This window comes from Nocardia barduliensis (assembly GCF_013315795.1).
Taxonomy (GTDB): domain Bacteria; phylum Actinomycetota; class Actinomycetes; order Mycobacteriales; family Mycobacteriaceae; genus Nocardia; species Nocardia barduliensis.
This window is the reverse complement of sequence record NZ_JABLTE010000038.1, coordinates 41,599-56,338: the sequence shown is the minus strand read 5'-3', so window position 1 is coordinate 56,338 and position 14,740 is coordinate 41,599. Positions and strand designations below refer to the sequence as shown.

12 protein-coding genes are annotated in these 14,740 nt (G+C 70.8%); 8 read left to right on the top strand and 4 right to left on the bottom strand.

Translation table 11 applies throughout. The annotated features are described in order from the left end of the window. Nucleotide 1 precedes the first annotated feature (1 nt). Together HOV91_RS18235 and HOV91_RS18230 are read right to left on the bottom strand one after the other, a co-directional pair. On the bottom strand, nucleotides 2–1,405 hold the full coding sequence (locus HOV91_RS18235; protein ID WP_174186602.1) for an amino acid permease: 1,404 nt from the start codon (nucleotides 1,403–1,405) through the stop codon (nucleotides 2–4). A gap of 119 nt (nucleotides 1,406–1,524) precedes the next feature. After that, nucleotides 1,525–2,670, bottom strand: coding sequence for an LLM class flavin-dependent oxidoreductase (locus HOV91_RS18230; RefSeq protein ID WP_174186601.1), 1,146 nt, complete (start codon nucleotides 2,668–2,670; stop codon nucleotides 1,525–1,527). Nucleotides 2,671–2,990: 320 nt separating this feature from the next. Here HOV91_RS18230 and HOV91_RS18225 point away from each other — a divergent pair, with 320 nt between their 5' ends. Beyond that, entirely contained in the window at nucleotides 2,991–4,499 is a 1,509-nt protein-coding gene (locus HOV91_RS18225) for a flavin-containing monooxygenase (protein ID WP_174186600.1), read from the top strand. Nucleotides 4,500–4,615: 116 nt separating this feature from the next. Here HOV91_RS18225 and HOV91_RS18220 read toward each other — a convergent pair whose 3' ends face one another. Beyond that, nucleotides 4,616–5,224 carry a TetR/AcrR family transcriptional regulator gene (locus HOV91_RS18220; protein ID WP_174186599.1) on the bottom strand — a complete coding sequence of 203 codons (609 nt, stop codon included), beginning with the start codon at nucleotides 5,222–5,224 and terminating at the stop codon, nucleotides 4,616–4,618. A gap of 35 nt (nucleotides 5,225–5,259) precedes the next feature. On the opposite strand from HOV91_RS18220, the gene HOV91_RS18215 reads away from it, so the two are divergent. Then, on the top strand, nucleotides 5,260–8,463 hold the full coding sequence (locus HOV91_RS18215; protein ID WP_246350353.1) for an acetyl-CoA carboxylase family protein: 3,204 nt from the start codon (nucleotides 5,260–5,262) through the stop codon (nucleotides 8,461–8,463). A gap of 37 nt (nucleotides 8,464–8,500) precedes the next feature. Here HOV91_RS18215 and HOV91_RS18210 read toward each other — a convergent pair whose 3' ends face one another. Then, on the bottom strand, nucleotides 8,501–9,067 hold the full coding sequence (locus tag HOV91_RS18210) for a TIGR03086 family metal-binding protein (protein WP_174186598.1): 567 nt from the start codon (nucleotides 9,065–9,067) through the stop codon (nucleotides 8,501–8,503). A gap of 113 nt (nucleotides 9,068–9,180) precedes the next feature. Between HOV91_RS18210 and HOV91_RS18205 the strand changes: the two genes are divergently transcribed. From HOV91_RS18205 to HOV91_RS18180, 6 genes are all read left to right on the top strand, one after another. Next, the gene (locus tag HOV91_RS18205) at nucleotides 9,181–9,813 is read left to right on the top strand and encodes a TetR family transcriptional regulator (RefSeq protein ID WP_174186597.1); all 633 of its coding nucleotides are present in this window, start codon (nucleotides 9,181–9,183) and stop codon (nucleotides 9,811–9,813) included. Between the two features lie 258 nt (nucleotides 9,814–10,071). Further along, on the top strand, nucleotides 10,072–10,737 hold the full coding sequence (locus HOV91_RS18200) for a pentapeptide repeat-containing protein (protein ID WP_312884676.1): 666 nt from the start codon (nucleotides 10,072–10,074) through the stop codon (nucleotides 10,735–10,737). A 136-nt stretch (nucleotides 10,738–10,873) separates the two neighbouring features. Then, nucleotides 10,874–11,914 (top strand): AraC family transcriptional regulator, encoded by a 1,041-nt coding sequence (locus tag HOV91_RS18195; RefSeq protein WP_174186596.1) that lies wholly within the window; start codon nucleotides 10,874–10,876, stop codon nucleotides 11,912–11,914. Between the two features lie 292 nt (nucleotides 11,915–12,206). Continuing rightward, the gene (locus HOV91_RS18190; RefSeq protein WP_246350351.1) at nucleotides 12,207–13,232 is read left to right on the top strand and encodes a PP2C family protein-serine/threonine phosphatase; all 1,026 of its coding nucleotides are present in this window, start codon (nucleotides 12,207–12,209) and stop codon (nucleotides 13,230–13,232) included. Nucleotides 13,233–13,267: 35 nt separating this feature from the next. Beyond that, nucleotides 13,268–14,128, top strand: a complete 861-nt coding sequence (locus tag HOV91_RS18185; protein ID WP_174186595.1) for an SDR family oxidoreductase — start codon at nucleotides 13,268–13,270, stop codon at nucleotides 14,126–14,128. 65 nt (nucleotides 14,129–14,193) lie between these two features. Next, the gene (locus HOV91_RS18180; protein ID WP_174186594.1) at nucleotides 14,194–14,721 is read left to right on the top strand and encodes an AAA family ATPase; all 528 of its coding nucleotides are present in this window, start codon (nucleotides 14,194–14,196) and stop codon (nucleotides 14,719–14,721) included. Nucleotides 14,722–14,740 lie beyond the last annotated feature (19 nt).

Sequence of the window (14,740 nt, the reverse complement as noted above, 5' to 3'; positions counted from 1 at the left end):
CTCAGGATCCGGGGTGGGGTTCGGCGAGGGTGGAACGCTTACGGCCGTATCCGAGGTAGACCGCGATGCCCACCAGCACCCACACCCCGAACCGCACCCAGGTCAGCGCCTCGAGTGTGGTGGCGAGCAGGACGCAACCGATCAGCGCGAGGATTGGAACCAGCGGCACGAGCGGGGTGCGGAACGGGCGTTCGCGCTCGGGCTCCACGCGGCGCAGCACCAGCACGCCCACGCATACCACCGCGAACGCCGACAGGGCGCCGATGTTCACCAGTTCCACCACGATGTCGATCGGCAGCAGGCCCGCGATCACCGCGCCCACCGCACCGAGCAGCACCGTCAGTCGTACCGGAGTCGAGCGTTTCCCGGTCGCCGCGAGGCGGTAGGGCAGCAGCCGGTCGCGGCACATCGCGAACATCAACCGCACCTGCGCGTACACGATCAGCAGCAGGCCCTTCGTCAGCGCGACGATCGAGGCGATCACGATGACGTCGCCGATCCAGCCGATGCGCACCGCGCCGAACGCGGTCGCGATCGGCGCGCTGTTGTTCAGCGTGGCGAACGGCACCATGCCGGTGAGCACGGCGCTGACCAGCGCGTAGAGCGCGGTGGCGATGAGCACCGTGCCGATGATGGCGAACGGCACGTCGCGGCGCGGCTCGCGGGCCTCCTCCGCCGACGCGGCGACCACGTCGAATCCGAGGAAGGCGAAGAACGCGATCGCCGCCCCGCCGATGACGCCCCCGATCCCGAACGGGGCGAACGGGGTCCAGTTGCCCACGTCGACGTGCGGTGCGCCGATGACGACCACCAGCACGAGCACGCCGATGGTCACCCCGACCAGCGCCTTGGTGATGCGCGCGGTGAACGTCACCTCTCCGGCGAGCACCGCGACGACGACGGCGACGATCACGACCGCGGGCAGATTCACCACTCCGCCCTCGGCGGGCCCGGCGGTGACCGCGTGCGGGATGGTGAGGCCGAACAGCGAGTCCAGCGCGGACACGGTGGTCCCGGACCAGCCGATGGCCACCGCGGCGCCCGCGATGACGAACTCCAGCAGCAGGTTCCAGCCCACCAGGAACGCCGGTCCCTCACCGAGGGTCGCGTAGGTGTAGGTGTAGGCGCTGCCGGAGACCGGCACCATCGCCGCGAGTTCGCTGTAGCACAGCGCCACCAGCACGCACACCGCTCCCGCGAGCACGAAGGAGAGCACGATGGCGGGCCCGGCCTTCTCCGCAGCGGCCACGCCGGTGATGACGAAGATCCCCGCGCCGACGATGGTGCCCACGCCCATGGCGGTGAGATCGAGTCGTCCGAGCCTGCGCGCCAGCGTGGGCGCGCCCGCCTCGGTCGCGGTGTCGGGCAGGCGCCGGCGCCATCGCCGGGCTGAATCGGTGGTCATGACTCCCTTACGAGAACGGTCCGTCGGTCGCGGCCGGTGTGCCGAACCGATGGACCATTCTCGCCGCGCCGCCCCCCGTGGGAATAACTGGGGTGTTGCGGCCGGTGGCCGCGGAGCGCTCAGCTGCTGGAGGACGCCGCGAAAGGCGTGGCGGCGGCGACGCGGGCGGTGCGGTTGGGATGCCGCCACAGGCCCCTGCGCTCGAGGATCGGCAGCACGCCTTCGCCGAACCAGTACGCCTCTTCCAGATGCGGGTAACCGGACAGGATGAAGTGCCGGATGCCCAGCCGCGCGTACTCGGCCAGCCGATCGGCGACTTCGGCGTGCGAGCCGACCAGCGCGGTGCCCGCGCCGCCGCGCACCAGCCCGACGCCCGCCCAGAGGTTGGGCGCGATCTCCAGTCGCTCCGTGCTGCCGCCGTGCAGTTCCGACATTCGCCGCTGACCTTCGGATTCGCTGCGCGCCAGACTGGCCTGCACCCGCTCGATGTCGGCCGGGTCGATGCCGGCCAGCAGGCGATCTGCCTCGGCCCACGCCTGCTCGGAGGTGTCCCGGCTGATCACGTGGACGCGCAGGCCGTAGTCGAGTACGCGTCCGTGGTCGACGGCCAGACGGCGGATCCACTCGAGTTTCCTGCTCACCGCCAGCAGCGGCTCGCCCCAGGTCAGGTAGGTGTCGCTGTAGCGGGCCGCGATCGGGCCCGCCGGTTCGGAGGAACCGCCGAAGAACACCGGCGGCACCGGATCGGGACGGTTGCTCAGCAGTGCCTGGCGTACCCGGACGTGCTCGCCCTCGAACGTCACCGGCTCGGTGGAGGTCCACAGCTCCCGGACCACGTGCAGGAACTCGCCGGTGCGTGCGTAACGCTGGGTCTTGTCCAGGAAGTCGCCGTATGCCTGCTGCTCGTGTGGTTCGCCGCCGGTCACCACGTTGAGCAGTAGCCTGCCTCCGGAGTGCCGCTGGAACGTCGCCGCCATCTGTGCCGCGAGCGTCGGGCTGACCAGCCCGGGGCGGAAGGCCACCAGGAACTTCAGCGTCTCGGTGGTCTCGACCATCATGGCGGTGGTCAGCCAGGCGTCCTCGCACCACGCGCCGGTGGGGGTGAGCACGGCCTCGAAGCCGTTGTCCTCGGCCGCGGCGCCGATCTGGTTCAGGTACCGCAGGGTGGCCGGGCGGTCGCCGGACATGAAGGTGCCGTGCCCGCCCGCGACCAGCCCGCGGGAATCGCCGTAGGTGGGCAGGAACCAGTGGAACGACAGACTCATGCGGAGCCAACTCCCTTCCGGAGACCGCGGCCGGGTCACCGTGTGACCGCCGCGCGTGCGAAGCACTGGTCCGCGCCGATGACGGACCCGATACCTCGGATAGCGGGACAGAACGAGACGGTGCGCCTTGTGGGCGCGCCGCAGTGCTCAATGCTGGGCGCTCGACCGGCCCGGGTCACGGGTTGGAACCAGGCCGGTTTTTATTCGTGTGCCGGTGCGTGTCACTATTCCGGGCCTAGACGTAACCCCGGATAACACGTAATCTGGCTTCAGCACGCACCCCACGGTGTGCGAGGCGGACGGACGAAACGAGTACCTCAATGACGCGGCATGTCGACGTACTGATCATCGGCGCTGGGCTGTCCGGAATCGGCATGGCCTGCCATCTCACCAAGGAGCAGACCGGACGCAGCTACGCGATCCTGGAACGCAGGACCGCCATCGGCGGCACGTGGGACCTGTTTCGCTACCCCGGCATCCGTTCCGACTCCGACATGTACACCTTCGGCTACGGCTTCCGTCCGTGGAACGGCACCAAGGTCCTCGCCGACGGGCCGAACATCCGCCGGTACATCGAGGAGACCGCGGCCGAATACGGCGTCACCGAGCACATCCGGTTCGGCCGCAAGGTGACCACGGCGCGCTGGTCCAGCGAGACGGCCACCTGGACGGTCGAGGCGCTCGACGAGCAGACCGGTGAGACCGAGGTCTACACCGGCAACTTCCTGGTCGGCTGCACCGGCTACTACGACTACGACAACGGCTACCGCCCGACGTTCCCCGGTGAAGAGAACTTCGCCGGGCAGATCGTGCACCCCCAGCACTGGCCCGAAGACCTCGACTACACCGGCAAGCGGGTCGTGGTGATCGGCTCCGGTGCCACCGCGATCACCCTGATCCCGGCCATGAGCGACGCGGCGGCGCACGTCACCATGCTGCAGCGCTCGCCGACGTACATCACCGCGCTGCCCGCCGAGGACCCGGTCGCGGTGGGGATGAAAGCCGCCAAGGTGCCGGAGAAGCTCGCCTACCGGATCGGGCGGGCGCGCAATATCGCCCTGCAGCGCGCCAGCTTCCAGCTGTCCCGGACCAATCCGGAGGCGGCCAAGAAGCTGCTGCTGGCCGCCGTGCGCATGCAGGTCGGCCGGGATATCGACATGCGCCACTTCACCCCGTCCTACAACCCGTGGGATCAGCGCCTGTGCGTGGTGCCCAACGGTGACCTGTTCAAGGTGCTGCGCAATGGCAAAGCGTCCATCGTCACCGACCGCATCGAGACGTTCACCGAGACCGGCATCCGCCTGGCCTCCGGCGAGGAACTGCCCGCCGACCTGGTGATCAGCGCGACCGGTCTGAGCGTGCAGATGCTCGGCGGCATGAGCGTGGAGATCGACGGCGAGCCGGTGGTCACCCGCGAGCGGGTGGTCTACAAGGGCGCGATGCTCGACGGCGTGCCGAACGCGGTGATGGTGCTCGGCTACACCAACGCGTCCTGGACGCTGAAGGCCGACCTCGCCGCCGAGTACTTCTGCCGCGTGCTCAACCACATGAAGGCGCACGGTTTCACCCGGGTCGAGGCCGTGGCCACCGACCGCGATCGAGGCGCCGATTCGGTGATGGGCGGTGCGCTGACCTCCGGCTACATCCAGCGCGGTGACGCGGTGATGCCGCGGCAGGGCACCAACGGCCCGTGGCAGGTGATCAACAACTACTTCCGCGATCGCAAACTGCTGCGCAAGGGCGCGCTGGAGGACGGGGTGCTCTCCTTCGGTCGCGCCGAGCAGACGCCGACCGCCGCCCGGCGGCTGGAAGGCACGCGCAGCGCCTGAGCGCGGCCCGGCGGTTCACCGCGGCGGGCACGACGAGGTGCCCGCCGCGAGCTCGGACAACTGCACGGAACGCCGAACTCGGCGCGGACCGGAAGCGTCGCGCGCGTCCTCGTGCGCTACAGACCCAGCAGAGTTTCCGCAACCGTCGCCATGGCGTCGCGATACTCGGCGCGGGTCGGCTCGTCGGCGTTCCGTCGGGCCAGCACGCCCGCGGTGAGGGCGTAGCCGATGGTCTCCGCGATCACGCGCGGCGCTACCGCCGGCGCGACGCGGCCCGCGTCGAGCTGGTGCTGGAGATACCGGGTGAAGCGGCGGATCGGGCGCTCGGTGATCTCCTCGGCCAGCGCGGCCACCTTCGGATCCACCGCTCCGCGTTCGTCGATCAGGCGCAGCAGCGGTCCCGCCGCCGCGACGGCGTCGGCGAAGGACTCGATGGTGGCGCGCAACATCGTGCGCGGGTCGTCGTCCTCGATACCCGGCTCCTGGGCGGCGAGGAAGTCGTCGCGCACCCGCTCGGCCAGCGCGAAGAAGATCTCCTCCTTCGAGGCGAAATAGACGTACATCGTCGCGCGGGAGACGCCCGCCTCCGCCGTGATGGCGGCGACCGTGGTGTTGTCGTAGCCGCGCTCGGCGAAGACCCGGGCCGCGGCGTCGAGCAGGTCGCGATGCCGGGAGGTCTGCGAGCGCTCTCGCGCGGCGCGCACCGACCAGGTGGACTGGGTCACGCGGCTCATCGTCGCGCATATTGACGTTGACGTCAATGTCAACGACACTGTGCGGCATGCAGGTCGTCGTGGTGAACAGGGGAGAAGTGGCGGTTCGGGTGCTGCGCACCGCCCGGGAGCGGGGTTGGCGCACCCTGGCGGTGTACACCGCCGAGGAACAGCACGCGCTGCACGTCCGCCTGGCCGACGAAGCCGTGGAGTTGCCGGGCATCGGAGCCGCCGCCTATCTCGACGTTGCGGCGGTCGTCGCGGCGGCCAGGAAGGCGGGGCCGGGCGCGCTCGTCCACCCGGGCTACGGATTCCTCAGTGAGAGCGCGGAACTGGCGCGGGCGTGCGCCGCGGCCGGCCTGGTGTTCGTCGGGCCGTCGGCCGAGGCGCTCGGCGTCTTCGGTGACAAGACCGCGGCTCGCGCGGCCGCCGAGCGCGCGGGGGTGCCGGTGATCCCGGCAACCCGCCGCGGCGCGGAGATCGCCGAAGTCGAGAAGTTGTTGTCCGCGTATCCCGATGGGGTGATGGTCAAGGCCGCCGCGGGGGGCGGAGGGCGTGGCATGCGGGCGGTGCGCGACGCATCTTCCCTCCCGGACGCGTTCGAGCGCTGCCGCGCGGAGGCGCTGGCCGGATTCGGTGACGACGGTGTCTACGCGGAGGCGCTGATCACCGGCGCACGCCACATCGAAGTGCAGGTCGTCGCCGACGGCCGAGCGGCGGCGGCCGTGGGGGACCGCGATTGCAGTGTGCAGCGCAGACAGCAGAAGCTGGTCGAAGTGGCCCCCGCTCCCGAGCTGTCCGTGGCACTGCGGGAGCGGTTGCACAGCTGGGCCGTGCGGGTCGCCGAATCCGTCGGCTGTCGCGGTGTGGTCACCGTCGAGTTCCTGGTGCGCGGCGAGGACGCGTGGTTTCTCGAAGTCAACCCGCGTTTGCAGGTCGAGCACACGGTGACCGAAGTGGTCACGGGGCTCGATCTGGTCGCCGTGCAATGCGATCTCGCCCGCGGAGCCACGCTGGCCGACTTGGCGCTGCCCGATCCCGGTTCGGCACGCGGCTACGCGGTGCAGGCGCGTGTGAACGCCGAGATCCTCACCGCGGGCGGCGACGTGCTGCCCGGCACCGGCACGCTGACCCACTTCGCGCCGCCCACCGGCAGCGGCGTGCGGGTCGACACGGCCGCGTTCGCCGGGATGCGGCAGGACGCGCGCTTCGACTCCCTGCTGGCGAAGATCGTCGCGTCCGGTCCGTCGTATCCGGCGGCGCTGCGCCGATGCGCGGACGCGCTGGCCGAGACCGTCGTGGCCGGTGTGGACACCAATGCCGCGGTGCTGCGCGCGGTCCTGGCGGAGCTGGCGGACGCCCGCGTCGTGCCGACCACGTGGTTCGAGCGGCACCTCGATGAAATGGTGCGACGCGCCGCGGATTTCCCGAGTCTCGTGCCCGCCGCGCCCAGCGCGGGAGCCGCGGCGACGGCCCTGACGCTGGCCGACGACGAGCACCCGGTGCTGTCGCCGATGGGCGGCACGGTGGTCGCCGTCGCCGAGCCGGGCGCGATCGTTCCCGCGGGTGGCGAGGTCGCGGTGCTGGAAGCCATGAAGATGCAGCACGTGGTGCGCGCCGAACGGGATCTGCGGGTGTGCCGCCAGGTCGCGACGCCGGGCGCGGTGGTCGATCCGCACGCGCCGCTGCTGGTCTTCGTGGCCGCCGAACACGACGGAGAGGTCATCGACCAGGTCGCGGTGGATATGGACTCCCTGCGCGCCGATCTCGCCGAGGTCGACGCTCGCCACCGTCTCGTGCAGGACGAATCCCGGCCGGAGGCGGTCGCGAAGCGGCATCGGCTCGGGCGGCGCACCGCGCGCGAGAACATCGCCGACCTGGTCGACGCGGACAGCTTCGTCGAGTACGGCGCGCTCGCGGTCGCCGCGCAACGACTGCGCCGCAGCCAAGAGGACCTGATCGCGAACACGCCGGCGGACGGGCTGATCGCGGGCGTCGCGACCATCGACGCCGAACGATTCGGTCCCGACCGGTCCCGCGCGGTGGTGCTGTCCTACGACTACACGGTGCTGGCGGGCACGCAGGGCATGCGCAACCACGTCAAGACCGATCGGATGCTCGAACTCGCTCGCGAGCAACGACTTCCGGTGATCTTCTTCACCGAGGGCGGCGGCGGCCGGCCGGGCGACACGGACTACTCCGGCATCTCCGGCCTCGATGTCACCACTTTCCGCGCGATGGGCGCGCTCTCGGGCCGGGTTCCGCTGATCGGCATCGTCTCCGGGCGGTGCTTCGCGGGCAACGCGGCACTGCTCGGCATGTGCGACGTCGTGATCGCCACGCCCGACGCGAATATCGGCATGGGCGGTCCCGCCATGATCGAGGGCGGCGGGCTCGGTGTGTACGCCCCGGAGGACATCGGGCCGGTCGAGGTGCAGCGCCGCAACGGCGTCGTGCACATCGTCGCGGCGGACGAAGCCGAGGCCGTCGCCACCGCCCGCCGCTATCTGGCCTACTTTCAAGGCGCGATCGAGGAGTGGACCGCGCCGGACCCGCGCCTGGCGCGGCACGTGGTCCCGGAGAACCGATTGCGCGCGTTCGACATTCGCGCCGCCGTCGAGTCCGTCGCGGATGTGGGGTCGGTACTCGAGTTGCGCCGCGACTGGGGTGCGGGGATCGTCACCGCGCTGATCCGCGTCGAGGGGCGGCCCTTCGGATTGATCGCCAACAACTGCCATCATCACGGCGGCGCGATCGACGCTCCCGCCGCGGACAAGCTCAGCATGTTCCTGCGCCTGTGCGACATCCACGGGTTGCCGATCGTCTCCCTTTGCGACACACCGGGCTTCATGGTCGGACCAGAAGCGGAAAAGGACGCCACGGTCACGAAATTCAGCCGCCTTTTCATCGACGCGGCCGCGCTCTCGGTCCCGCTGGGAACCGTCATCGTGCGCAAGGGCTACGGCCTCGGCGCGCAGGCCATGGCCGCGGGCTCGTTCCGCGCGCCCCGATTCGTCGTCGCCTGGCCCACCGGGGAAATCGGCGGCATGGGCCTGGAAGGCGCTGTCCGTCTCGGCTTCGCCAAGGAGTTGGCCGCGATCGACGATCCGAACGAGCGTCAGAAGGCTTTCGACAACCTCGTCCAACTCGCCTACGCCAACGGCAAGGCCCTCACCGCCGCCACCGTGCTCGAGGTCGACGACGTCATCGACCCCGCCGACACCCGCCGCTGGATACGCACGTTGCGCTGATCAGCGACGGGTGCGGGGCGTCAGGCGTTCGAGCGGATCACAAGGAGCGGCCGAGGAAAGCGGCGAGCCGGTCGGCGGGAGTCGCGGTGGCCGGAGCTTCCACCGAGGGGCCGAAGAGTCCCACGCCGTCGGGGCCGCGGTACTTGTCGTCGACCCAGTTTCGCGCCGCGGCGAGAAGTGCTCCGGCCAAGTCGGGGTCCAGATCAGTGGACTGTCCGGTGGCGCGTGCGAGATCCCATCCGTGAACGAACTGATCCTGCGTGGACATTGCCAGCAACCCGGCCGCGGACAGACCGCCGAAAACCGCTACACCAGCGTCCTCGATGTCGTCGAGGGCCGCGAGCGCGGCCCGGCCGCTGTCGTCGTAGGCGTCGAGGTGCTCGCTCGCCGCGTAGTTCCTCGCGCCGCTGGGTTCGGTGCCGCGGACCACGTCGGCGATCCAACGCGCCGATCCGATGAAGTGTGCGATGAGGGCGCTCACGTCCCAGGACGCGCACGGCGTCGGCGCGGCCAGCTGGTCGGTGCGAACTTCCGCGAGCACGGCGCGCGTGCTGGAGAACGCACGCCGCAGCGGGGCGGTGTCGAGGGCGGAGGAGTTGGTCATCGGCCGATCCCGTCTGTGAGCGCGGGTCGTTGTCCCGCAACGTATCTCACTGTACGAGTTGTCTAGACGATTTGTATAGACAACTCGTGCAGGTGCTCTGCTACGGTGACCCGATGGCGGCAACGGGTGATTCGGCGGACCGGCGTCCGCGCCGGGACGAAGACAGGGTCGTCCGGCGGCAGATCCTGGACGCCACTCGGGACCTGTTGGCGAAGCGGCGGTTCGACGAACTCAGCGTGGCCGACATCCTCAAGCAGGCCGGGGTCGCCCGCGGCAGCTTCTACTTCTACTTCGCAGGCAAGAACGACGTCCTGGCCGAACTGGTGCGCGAAGCCGTGGCGCGCGGACACGAAACCGCGCACCCGCTACTGGGCCGCGCAGGGGAGGACTCGCGCCGCGCCACCGTGGCGCACGGCGTCGCCGCGAGCGCCCGGTTGTGGCGGGAACAAGCCCCCGTCCTGCGCGCGATCGTGGAGAACTGGCGCAGCGACCCGGCGCTCACCGCGCTGTGGTCCGAGCAGATGGACACGTTCACCCGAGCGACCACCGCGGGCCTCGAAGCCGACCGCGCCGCCGGCCTGTTGCGCGACGACATCCCCGACACGAAAGCGCTCGCCACAGCGTTGACCTGGATCGGGGAACGCCTGCACTACTTGGCCGCCGTCGAGGAGTCCCCGTTCGACGACCAGGAAACGCTGGTCGAGGCGCTCACCCACATCTGGATGAGCACCCTGTATGCCCGGTGACACGAGCTGCGGCGCGCCGCCCGACGGATCCGCGCGGAAGTCATCGCACGCTCAGCCGGTGGACCCGGCGCGCCGCGGCTGCGCGGTCGTAGGCGACACCGCGGGCGCTCGCCAGGCAAGTCCGACGGCGGCGGAGCGGGCGATGAGCGCCCCGCAGCAGCGCTACCCGCGTTCCGAGCCACCTGAGCGCCGACCGGTCGCGTCGAAGCGGGACGGAACTTGTCGTGGTGGACCGCGATACTCGGTCGACCGATCCTCGTGGACGAACTGGAGGTGCGCATGGCGCGCGAACTCGACGACCTGCCCTACGCGCGGTATCTGACCGACCTGGACGGCGACCTCGAGGCGGAAGGTGACTACGACTGCCTCCGGGTGGACGGCGGCGAACTGGACGACCTCGACGTGCGGCACGCGCGATTCAACGAGTCGGTGTTCACCTCGGTCGGCTTCACCAGGGGCAGTCTGCGCTACAGCCGCTTCACCGACGTGTGGCTGCGTCACGTGCGCTGGGTGGGCACCGAACTGGCCGACACCGGCTGGTTCGACGGGGAGGTGGTCTCGGGTGCGATGTCCGGCGTCGACTTCGCGGGCGCGAACCTGCGACGGATCCGTTTCGAAGGGTGCAAGTTCGACTCGGTCAACTTCCGCGGGGCTCAGTTGCGCGAGGTGTCCTTCGTCGACTGTGTGCTGCGCGATTGCGATTTCGCCGAAGCCGCCCTGACCGAGGTGACGGTGCCCGGCTCGGCGTTGGTCCGGCTGTCGTTGCGCAAAGCCCGGCTGGCGAAGGTGGACCTGCGCGGTGCGACCGCGCTCGACGTCACCGACGGGCTCGACAGCCTGCGTGGCGTGACGATCACCAGTCTGCAACTGATGGATCTCGCGCCCGCCTTCGCGCGTTCGGTCGGCATCACCGTGCGAGATTGAACTCGACCGCGCGGATCGAAAAAGACTGTGCCGCAGTAGCTGCCGGACGCCATTTCGGCGAACCGCCGATGCGCCGGACACCCGATTGATACATTGCGCCGATACCGCGCAGTACCGCTTCATCGAGGACGCGAGCATGGTCGATCGGGATTCCCTCCGCAGTACCGTCGGCGTGCGCGCTCTGGTGCGCATCGCCGGAGAGCGGGGCGTGGCGCCCGCGGAGTGCCTGGCCGGTACGGCGCTGGCGCCCGCCGAACTGGGTGACCCGTCCGCCGAGATCACCGCGCACGACGAACTGCGGATCGTGCACACGGTGCTCGGCCGCTTCGGCGACGAGCCGGGGCTCGGTCTCGCCGCGGCGGTCCGCCACCACCTGCGGTCGCGCGGGCCGTGGGGGCTCGCGCTGCTGGGCAGCCGGACGCCGCGCGAGCTGATCGAGGTGGGACTGCGGTGCGTAGGTCGCACGGTGCCGTTCGGACGGTTGACGGTCGAGGAAGCTGACGGCGAAGCGCGACTGGTGTTCCAGGACGGCGACCTCCCGGTGGGCACGCGGGCGTTCTTTGCCGAGGCGACGCTGGCGGGGCTGCCGGCGTTCGACCGAGAGCTGTTCTCCTTCGGCGTCCCGGTGCGGCGGGTCAGTTTTCGCCACGCGTCCCCGCGCGACCTCACGCGCTATCGCGACATCTTCGGCGTCGCGCCGGTTTTCGGCGCACCGGTGAGCGCGGTGGTCTTCGATCGCGGGATGCTGGACCTGCCGCTGCCACCGGCGAACGACGCGGCGCGGGACACCTGCGGGCAACTGTGCCGCGACCTGCTCGACAAGCGCCGCGCGCGCACCGGCGTCGCGGCGTCGGTGCGCGCGCGCCTGGTGCGCACTCCCGGTGAGATCCCCGATCAGGCGACGGTCGCCCTGGATCTGTACATGAGCTCGCGCACCCTCTCGCGGCGGCTGCACGAGGAGGGGACGTCGTTCCGGGCACTGCTGGACGAAGTGCGCCACACCATGTCGGAGGTACTGCTCGCGCATACCGACATGACCACCGAACAGGTCGCCGCCCGGCTCGGCTACGCGGAGGCGGCCTCCTTCATCCGCGCTTTCCGCCGCTGGCAGGGCTGCCCGCCGCAGACGTTCCGCTCCCGCGGCAGGCAATCGCGCCGCACGCCCGAATTGGTCTGAGCCACAGCGGCTCCCCACCGGGCGGGCCCTCCGGCGGAACGAGCCGTACCGCGGCGGCGCGGGCAGACCGTCCGCTATCGTGCTGCCGGGCAGCGCCCGGGTCGATCCAGTACTGGGATTCGACCCCGGGCACGCTCCCGTACTATCGCGATCGGAGTCGGCCTGCCGGGGAGATGAAGGAGGAGGGTGTGGAAGTTCGCACCAGCAACGAGCCACTGTGGTTACGGTTGGGCCAACGACTTCCGGAGCATACCGCGGGCGCCACGGCGCCCTCGGCGAGGGAAACGGTCCGATGAGCGAGGAGAGCGCCGACCTACGCTGCGCGGGATGCTCGGCGGCCGGACTCGACAGCCGCCGATGCGCGTCGTGCGGCCGCGAACTCGGATATCGGTACGTCGCGCTGCCCGGGCCGGATTCGGCGCCGTGCGCCGAGTGCGGGGGAGACCGCTTCCACGACGACGGCCGCTGCGCGCAATGCGGCCGGTCCCGCGCGCTGCCGGATCGCTTCGACACCGATCTCGGCGCGGTCGCGGTGCTCACCGATCGTGGCATCGTCCACGCGCGCAACGAGGACGCGGTGGCCGCCGGGGTGCTCGAAGCCGTGGTGCCCGGGGCGCCGACGACCGTCGTGATCGCGGTGAGCGACGGCGTGTCGACCTCGTCGCGACCGCAGGTGGCCTCCGGCGCGGCGGTCCGGGCGGGCGTCGGCGCCACCGCCGCCGCGCTCGTCGCCGGACAGCCCGCGACCGAGGCGATCATGGCCGGACTCGCGGCCGCGGCGCAGGCTGTGCGCGATGTCGACGTTCCGGACGGTCCGGCGCCCTCGTGCACCTACGTGTCCGCGATCGTCTCCCATCACGGCGCCGAGACCGACGTCACCGTGGCCAACGTGGGCGACAGCCGGGCATATTGGCTGCCCGCCGCCGAGGGCGGCGAGCCCGCCCAGCGGTTGAGCGTGGACGACTCGTGGGCGCAGGCGCTGGTCGACGCCGGGGCGATGGACGAGCGCGCCGCGATGGCCGACCCCAGGGCGCACACGCTGATCCGCTGGCTCGGCGCGGACAGCCCGGCGCAGCCGTGGGCGGACAACTGCGTGCGCACGGCGCGCTTCGGCGGACCCGGCATGCTGCTGCTGTGCTCCGACGGGCTGTGGAACTACGCGCCCGCTCCCACCGCGCTGGCCGAGCAGGTGGGCGACGCGGCTCCAGGGGCGGCGGCGACCGCGCTGGCGGAGTTCGCGCTGCGTTGCGGCGGCGGTGACAACATCACGGTCGCGCTGGCTCCCGTCCCGTGGGAAAGCCGTTCCGCAGTTCCATAGACAGCGGTGTTCATGGTTGCGTATGGTCGTCGACTATGACGAAGTTCGCCGGGAAAACCTGTCTGATCACCGGCGCGGCCAGCGGTCTCGGTCGCAGCACGGCGCTCGCGGCCGCGGCCGAGGGCGCCGCGCTCGTGCTGACCGACATCGCCGCCGAGGGACTGGCCCGGACCGCCGCCGACGCGCGCGTCGCGGGCGCGACCGTCCACTTGGCCACGGCCGCCGACGTCAGTGACTACGACCAGGTCGTCGCGCTGGCGGCCGAGGCGCACGACGTGGTCGGCAGCGTCGACATCGTCATGAACGTGGCGGGTATCGCTACGTGGGGCACCGTCGACCGGCTGACCCACAGCCAATGGCGGCGCACCATCGACATCGACCTCATGGGCCCGATCCACGTGATCGAATCGTTCGTTCCGCCGATGATCGCGGCCGGACGCGGCGGCCACGTGGTCAACGTGTCCTCCGCCGCGGGCCTGTTCGGATTGCCCTGGCACGCGCCCTACAGCGCGAGCAAGTTCGGCCTGCGTGGCGTGTCGGAGGTGCTGCGCTTCGATTTGGCGCGCCACCGCATCGGCGTCAGCCTGGTGTGCCCCGGCGCGATGGCCACGCCCATGGTCGACAGCGTCGATATCGCGGGCGTGGACCGCACGGCCGAGGCGGTGCAGCGTGGCATCGCGCTGTTCATGCGGCACGCGGTCACCCCGGAGGCCGCGGCCCGATCGATCGTGCGCGGCGTCGAGCGCGACCGCTACCTGATCTTCACCTCGCCCGACATCCGCGTGGGCTTCTGGGCGCAGCGGTACTTCCCGCCCGCCTACATCCTCGCGATGCGCGGGCTGAACTGGGCGATGCACCGCTATGTCCAGGAGAAGACCGGCGCCGCGGCGAGCTGAGCCCACCGGAGCCGACGACCGGAAACCAGTGGACGTCGCCGCGCCCGATCGCCAAGATCGACGCCATGACATCGGCTGTCTACCTGGTCACCGGCATCCAGGCCGCGGGTAAATCCACCGTCGCCCAGGCACTGGCCGAACGGCTGCCGCGCTCGGCGCACGTACGCGGTGACGCGTTCCGCCGCTTCGTGGTGCGCGGGCGCGCGGAGATGAGCGCAGACCCGTCGCCCGAGGCGCTCGCCCAGTTGCGGTTGCGGCATCGCCTGGCTGCGGCGACGGCCGACGCGTATGCCGAAGCCGGATTCACGGCGGTCCTGCAAGACGTCGTCCTGGGCGAATTCCTGCCTTGGACGGCGGAACTCATCCGCACCCGGCCGCTCTATGTCGTCGTGCTCGCGCCGCGCCCCGCGGTGGTCGCCGCACGGGAGGCCGGGCGCGGCAAGGACGCCTACGACGAATTCACCGTCGCGGCCCTGGACAGGGTGCTGCGCGAGAGCACGCCCCGCATCGGCCTGTGGCTCGACACATCGGATCTGACGGTCGCGGAGACGGTCGATCGAATACTGACCGAGGCCGAGCCCTTGCGGGACTGACTCGTCGTCCCACCGCTCC